Source organism: Burkholderia sp. LMG 13014 (genome assembly GCF_905232215.1).
GTDB lineage: Bacteria > Pseudomonadota > Gammaproteobacteria > Burkholderiales > Burkholderiaceae > Burkholderia.
On record NZ_CAJNKE010000327.1, the window covers coordinates 1 to 6,752 of the forward strand.

Annotated in this window: 6 protein-coding genes and 1 pseudogene; 3 read left to right on the forward strand and 4 right to left on the reverse strand. The window is 66.6% G+C overall.

Features of this window, described 5'->3' with window-relative positions; genetic code table 11:
- Positions 1 to 47 precede the first annotated feature (47 nt).
- Both JYJ84_RS24875 and JYJ84_RS24880 read left to right on the forward strand, forming a co-directional pair.
- A complete protein-coding gene (locus JYJ84_RS24875; RefSeq protein ID WP_122950092.1) occupies positions 48 to 2,186 on the forward strand; it encodes a phosphocholine-specific phospholipase C in 2,139 nt (712 codons plus the stop codon).
- Between the two features lie 141 nt (positions 2,187 to 2,327).
- Positions 2,328 to 3,014: an HAD family phosphatase gene (locus JYJ84_RS24880; RefSeq protein WP_122950091.1), complete on the forward strand. Its 687-nt coding sequence runs from the start codon at positions 2,328 to 2,330 to the stop codon at positions 3,012 to 3,014.
- 12 nt (positions 3,015 to 3,026) lie between these two features.
- On the opposite strand, the gene JYJ84_RS24885 is transcribed toward JYJ84_RS24880, so the two are convergent.
- Both JYJ84_RS24885 and JYJ84_RS24890 read right to left on the reverse strand, forming a co-directional pair.
- Positions 3,027 to 3,914 carry a LysR substrate-binding domain-containing protein gene (locus JYJ84_RS24885; protein ID WP_122950090.1) on the reverse strand — a complete coding sequence of 296 codons (888 nt, stop codon included), beginning with the start codon at positions 3,912 to 3,914 and terminating at the stop codon, positions 3,027 to 3,029.
- Between the two features lie 122 nt (positions 3,915 to 4,036).
- Positions 4,037 to 4,408: a cupin domain-containing protein gene (locus tag JYJ84_RS24890; protein WP_374102129.1), complete on the reverse strand. Its 372-nt coding sequence runs from the start codon at positions 4,406 to 4,408 to the stop codon at positions 4,037 to 4,039.
- A 185-nt stretch (positions 4,409 to 4,593) separates the two neighbouring features.
- Between JYJ84_RS24890 and JYJ84_RS24895 the strand changes: the two genes are divergently transcribed.
- Positions 4,594 to 5,256 carry an ankyrin repeat domain-containing protein gene (locus tag JYJ84_RS24895; RefSeq protein WP_175223465.1) on the forward strand — a complete coding sequence of 221 codons (663 nt, stop codon included), beginning with the start codon at positions 4,594 to 4,596 and terminating at the stop codon, positions 5,254 to 5,256.
- A 25-nt stretch (positions 5,257 to 5,281) separates the two neighbouring features.
- Here JYJ84_RS24895 and JYJ84_RS24900 read toward each other — a convergent pair.
- Positions 5,282 to 5,821, reverse strand: a pseudogene (locus JYJ84_RS24900) (prenyltransferase/squalene oxidase repeat-containing protein); the annotation flags it as partial.
- Positions 5,822 to 5,913: 92 nt separating this feature from the next.
- Positions 5,914 to 6,261: a TIR domain-containing protein gene (locus tag JYJ84_RS24905; protein ID WP_307872170.1), complete on the reverse strand. Its 348-nt coding sequence runs from the start codon at positions 6,259 to 6,261 to the stop codon at positions 5,914 to 5,916.
- Between the last annotated feature and the right edge of the window lie 491 nt (positions 6,262 to 6,752).

Sequence of the window (6,752 nt, forward strand, 5' to 3'; positions counted from 1 at the left end):
CGCGCCGTGACGCGCGCGCCTTTCCGGGACGACCTTCCTTCTCGACCATGACTTCCATCGACCGCCGTTCGTTTCTCCGTGCCGCCGCCGCCGGCACGGCCTTCTCGATGTTCCCGCCGGCGATCCGGCGCGCGCTTGCGATTCCGGCCAACAACCAGACCGGCACGATCAACGACGTGCAGCACGTCGTGATCTTCATGCAGGAAAACCGCTCGTTCGATCATTACTTCGGCACGATGCCGGGCGTGCGCGGCTTCGGCGACCGCCTGACGATCCCGCAGCCGGGCGGCACGCCCGTGTGGCAGCAGAGCGACGGCAAGCGCCCGGTGCTGCCGTTCTACCTCGACAGCACGAAGGGCAACGCGCTGCTCGTCGGCGGCGCACACTCGTGGACCGATTCGCACTCGGCCTGGGACAACGGCCGGATGACCGCGTGGCCCGCGTCGAAGGGCGACGCGTCGATGGGCTACCTGCGGCAGTCCGACCTGCCGTTCCACTTCGCGCTGGCGAACGCGTTCACGCTGTGCGATGCGTACCACTGCTCGCTGCATGGCGGCACCAACTCGAACCGGATCTTCCTGTGGACCGGCACGAACGGCCCGACGGGCTCGAACACGGCCGTCGTGAACAACGACGGCTGGGACGGCCTCGGTTCGTCGAAGACGGGCCTGACGTGGACGACCTACCCGGAGCGCCTGCAGGCGGCCGGCGTGAGCTGGAAGGTCTACCAGAACATGCCGGACAACTACACCGACAACCCGCTCGCGGGCTTCGCGGCGTTCCGCAAGGTCAACGAGACGGTGCCGGGCTCGCCGAACGCGCCCTATACGCCGGCGATGGAAGCGCTGTCGCCGCTGTACAAGGGGATCGGCAACACGATGCCCGACGGCGGCTTCCTGCAGTCGCTCGCCGACGACATCGCGGCGAACCGGATGCCGCAGGTGAGCTGGATCGTGTCGCCGACCGCGTACTGCGAGCACCCGGGCGCGTCGACGCCGGGGCAGGGCGCGTACTACCTGCAGCGCCTGCTCGACACGCTGACCGCGAACCCGGACGTGTGGAGCAAGACCGTGCTCATCGTGAACTACGACGAGAACGACTGTTTCTTCGATCACATGCCGCCGCCGAACGCGCCGTCGCGCAACGCGGACGGCACCTATGCGGGCAAATCGACCGTCACGACGCAATACGAATACTTCACGCTGCCGAACCCGCCCGGCGATTCGTCGCCGCTCGCGCCGGACGGCCGCCCGTACGGGCCCGGCCCGCGCGTACCGATGTTCGTCGTATCGCCGTGGAGCACGGGCGGCTGGGTCAACTCCGAGGTGTTCGACCATACGTCGGTGCTGCGCTTCATCGAGCAGCGCTTCGGCGTGCAGGAGCCGAACATCAGCCCGTGGCGTCGCGCGGTGTGCGGCGACCTGACGTCGGCCTTCAACTTCAAGAACCCGAACGGCAACCCGGCGACGTCGTTCCCGGCGCCGACCAAGGCCGCGGCCGATGCGCAGCACGTGCAGCAAAGCCTGCAGGGCGCGGTGCCGGTGCCGTCGGTCAGCGCGCAGCAGATGCCGACGCAGCCGGCCGGCACGCGCCCGTCGCGCGCGCTGCCGTACGAGCTGCACACGAGCGCGAGCGCCGACGTGTCGGGCGGGCTGGTGTGGCTCACGTTCAGCAATACGGGCACGGCCGGTGCGGTGTTCCATGTGTACGACAAGCTGCATCTCGATCGCGCGCCGCGCCGCTATACGGTCGAGGCGGGCAAGCAGTTGTCGGATTCGTGGCGCGCGGTGGCCGACGATGCGGGCAACTACGACCTGTGGGTGCTCGGGCCGAATGGCTTCCTGCGCGAATTCCAGGGCAACGTCGCGAAGGCCGCGAGCGGGCCGGTGCCGGAGATCCGCGTGTGCTACGACCCGGCGAACGACGCCGTGTACCTGACGATCATGAACGTCGGCAACGCGGCGAGCCAGGTCACGGTCACGTCGAACGCATACCGCACCGACGGCCCGTGGAGCTATTCGGTGCCGGCCGGCATGCAGGTCGAGCCGTACTGGACGCTCGCGGCGTCGAGCGGCTGGTACGACTTCACGCTGACGGCCGAGAACGGCCTCGTGCGCCGCTTCGCGGGCCGGGTCGAGACCGGCAAGGACAGCATCAGCGATCCGGCGATGGGCGTGTCCAGCTGACCGGCGCCGGCCGGGCGGCCGGCGTCGCATCACCGGTTGCCGCCGGCGCGTCGACCCGCGCCGGCGGCTTTTTGTGCGCGGCCTCGATTCGACGGGGCCGCGCGTTTTTCATTCATTCCTGTTCACACGACGCTTCATTCGATGACGCAACTCGCGCTTTTCGATCTCGACTTCACGCTCATTCCGTTCGACAGCGACCAGGCCTGGGGCCATTTCATGGTCGAGCATGGTCTCATCGACGCGGCCGAATTCGCCCGCATCGACGCCGCGTTCTCGGCCGGCTATGCGGCCGGCACGCTCGACATCCATGCGCACCTGTGCAACATGCTCGCGCCGCTCGCCCGCTATTCGCGGGAACGGCTCGCGCACTGGCATGCGTGCTTCATGGCCGACGTCGTGCGGCCCGCGATCTCGCCGGCGGCGCTCGATCTCGTGCGTCATCATCGCGCGCGCGGCGACCTGTGCTGCATCGTCACCGCGACGAATGCGTTCATCACGCGGCCGATCGCACGCGCGTTCGGCATCGATCACCTGATCGCGTGCGAGCTCGAAACCGTCGACGGGCGGCCGGATTCGCGCTATACGGGGCGGCCGGCCGGCGTGCCGAGCTATCGGGAAGGGAAGATCGTGCGGACCGACGCGTGGCTCGCGTCGCTCGGGCTCGCGTGGTCCGACTTCGAGCGCAGCTGGTTCTACAGCGATTCGCATAACGACATCCCGCTGCTCGAGCAAGTGACGGATGCGGTCGCCACCAATCCGGACGACCGGTTGCGCGCGCTGGCGACGGCCCGCGGCTGGCGGATCGTGGAGCTGTTCGAAACGGTGTGAGCGCGTGCGCCGTTACGCGCAGGCCGGCGTGCGCGCGTCGTGGCGGTCGACGTTGGCCATGAACGCGGTAATCAGCCGCGTGTCGGCGCGCGCGTCGAGGTAGTACAGGTATTCGTGCATCGGCGGCAGATCGTCGGCGAACGCGACCGCGCGCAGTTCCGGATGCGCGCCGACCTCGCCGCGCGGCATCAGCGTGCAGCCCATGTCGTGCCGCACGGCTTCGCGGATCGCTTCGCGACTGCCGAGCTCGATCGCGTTCGCGGGCAGCCCGATGCCCGCTTGCTTCAGCACGTGCTCCATCAGCGCGCGCGTGCGCGAACCGGCTTCGCGCAGCAGCAGCGTCTCGCCGGCCAGCGCGGCGAGCGTGACCGACTCGCGCGCGGCGAGCCAATGCGAACGGTGCACGACCAGCACGAGCGGATCGTTCGCGATCGTATGCCGCACGAAACGCGGATCGTCGTCGCGCTGCGACGACACGGCGACGTCGCAGCGAAAATCGACGAGCGCGTCGAGCACCTGCTGCGAGTTGCCGATCTCGATGCTGATCCTCACGGCCGGATACTGGCGCCGGAACGCGGCGATCGCGGGCAGGATGTAGAACGGGCCGGTCGTGCCGACGCGCAGGTTGCCGGTATGCAGTTCGCGCTCGTTGCGCAGCGCGAAATCGATATCGTTCTCCATCTGCAGCATCTGGCCGATCATCGGCATCAGCGACGCGCCCGCGTCGCTGAGGTCGAGACGGTTGCCGCGGCGATGGAACAGCTCGACACCGTAATGGCGTTCGAGCTGCTGGATGCGCGACGTGATCGTCGGCTGGCTCACGTCGAGGCGCTTCGCGGCGGCGGTCACGCTCCCCTGGCGGGCGGTTTCGTAGAAGGCGGCGAGAAGCAGGGCAAGCATGGCGACACACGGGACGAGACGAGCGGAAATTACCGGTCGCGTGTGTCAGCGCCATGTCATTGCCGTGGAAATGCGCGGCAAATTGGGGCGCGATGTTGCGTGCGTCGCGCCGCGGCCACCGCTTATTCGGGCGGCTGCTCGTCGTAGGCGACGAAGATCTTCCGCGTGCGTTCGACGACTTCCCACGTGCCGCGAAAGCCCGGCGGAATGACGAAGCGATGGCCGGTGCGAAGGGTTTTCGCGTTGCCTTCCTCGTCGGTGATCACCGACGTGCCTGCCAGGATCTCGCAGTATTCCGCTTCGGTATACGCGACCCGCCAGCAGCCGGGCGTGCTTTCCCAGATGCCGGTCGAGAAGCGCCCGCACGGGCTCGTGAAGCCGGGGGTGAGCGTCTGCAGCGGGTCGCCGGCAATCAGCTTCTCGGGCGGCACGCGGTATTGCACGGGTTCGCCGTTCGGGGTGAGGGCATCGGTGATGGTGGAAATGTCGAGCACGGCTGGCATCCTTCGTCGAAGTGAAATGAACGCGCCGACGGCGCGTTCGCATGATTCCACAATTGCAGCCCGGATTGGCGGTTGCGGGCGTCGCTGCTCGCGTCGCGAGTGCGCGGCCGTGACGAGCGCTTATGATGAGCGGACGACGCGGCCGGTGGATGCGCGAAAGACGAAAGGAGAAACGATTGAGCATCACATGGGATGGAATCACGGGCGCCGATGTGCTCCACGATGCTGAGGTGGCGAGCCGGCACGCGTTGGCCGACGCGGCGCGCAACGGCGACTGGGCGACGATGCTGGATTGCGTTGCGAAACAGTCGAGGCTCGTCAACGCGACTCGGCTGGGTGGCACGTCGCTCTATACACCGCTGCATCAGGCGGCATACAACGGTGCGCCGAAAGAGGTCGTCACCGAACTGTTGCAGCTCGGCGCATGGCGCATGCTGCGCGATGCACATGGTGCGCGTCCGGTCGATATTGCCGAGCAGCGCGGGCATCGGCACCTGATCGATCTGCTGACGCCGCAGCCGCGACGCTTCGTGCCCGACGATACGCTGCGCGCCATCCAGCGCCACTTCCACGAGATGATGCTCGGCCGTATCGCACGCCTGCGCGTCGACGCGCTGCGCCTGCCCGAACTCGAACCGCTGCTTGAACTCGACGCGCAGGCCGAACGCGTATGGTTCGCGGTGCCGGGCATGTACGGCGGGTTCGACTATGCGCTGCGCGAGGACGGCGCCGCAGCCGTGCTCGTATCCGCAAGCTGGTGGCGCGTGGTCGACGGCTCGGGCCAGCGGCACGAGATCACGGCGCGCGGCTGCACGCTGGTCGAAGAGGGCTTCGTGTGACGGCGTTGCGCCGTCACGTCACCGCTCAGGCGACAGCCGTGTCCGTCGCCGGGACTGCCGCAGCACCGCGCGTGGCCGAACCCCGCGCTGCCGCCGCACCCGCCAGCCGCCGATAGCGCGCGAGCGCCCACAGCGGGAAGTACGCGGTGTAGCCGTGATACTTCAGGTAGAAGATGCGCGGAAAGCCCGGCGCATTGTGCGAGCGGTGCCACCAGAAGCCGTCTTCCTGCTGGACCGACTGCAGGTACGCGATGCCGCGCTTCACCGAATCGGATTCGCAGTCGCCGAACGCCATCTGCGCGAGCAGCGCCCACGCGGTGAAGTTCGACGTGCTCTCGCCGCCATTGGTGCCGCTCAGCTTCGGGTCGATGTAGCTGTCGTTCGTCTCGCCCCAGCCGCCGTCCGCATGCTGTCGCGAGCGCAGCCATTCGATCGCGCGTGCGATGTACGGCTGCGACTTGTCCTCGCCGGCGAGCGCGAGGCCGGCCAGCACGCTCCACGTACCGTAGATGTAGTTCGTGCCCCAGCGGCCCCACCAGCTGCCGTCGGGCTGCTGCGTGCGCTTCTGTGCCGTTAAGCATAAGTTGGCCACCTGGACATGTTATGCTTTATTGGCCGATAGGCCGCGTTATGCTTTATCGGCATGCGGTGGTAAGCTTAAAAAGTTTTGTCCGTGTCGTGCTGATGCGGATGGGACATTGAAAAAGCCAGCTTTTTGCCGGCCTTTTCTTCTCGTGTGACTTCCTCAACGTTGGTCGACGTCCCGGATACCTCGTTAGTTGCCGGGATAAGCCTGAGTAGGTGGATGTTCAGACGAGAGAGGTGCGCCATGAAATTGCCAAGCGCCAGCACCACGTTCTGCCGCGCCCGAGGTTGCAGTTCCCCATCCTTCGCGCGGCCTTCGTCATCGGGACTGAGCAGTACCACCGCGAAACCCACGTCGCGATTCGCCTCGATCTTCTCGATGACGGTACCGACTTGGGTGACGCGTTCGCTCAGGACGATCGGCGGTGAGTTCGAGCTGCTCCAGGAAGAGGGTGACTTCCTTGCGTGCTGCGTCGTCGTGACCGTGGACTAGAAATATGCTCGTGGAAGGCTGCTTTAGGCTCGAATCAGGCTGAGGCGCTAACGAGTGTCGTTGGTTTGTCCCTGCCATATTTCGCCGAAAGCACTCGAACTACTGTGTCGACGGCGCCATACGCTTGTTGGCGTGCGTGCTCCCGTGCCCCGCGAGTAACAAAGGTCGTTAAACTGTGCAACGTCCAGGTTTTAGGCCAAGACAGGCGTCTTCCCCCATCTTGTTGCACCGGTGGAGTAGACCTCGGTAGCCGTTTTGCCCTTTCAAACTACCAAGAAGCTGGGGGTCGTTCTCGGCTGGCTACATCGGTGCTCGGGAGTAACTGGTGCCGCGCGGCCACGAGCGGACTATCGAAAGGCGATTCGCGTTGCCCGGCATATGGACCGAATTGTGTTGACCGCGCGGGTTGCTTCCCGGG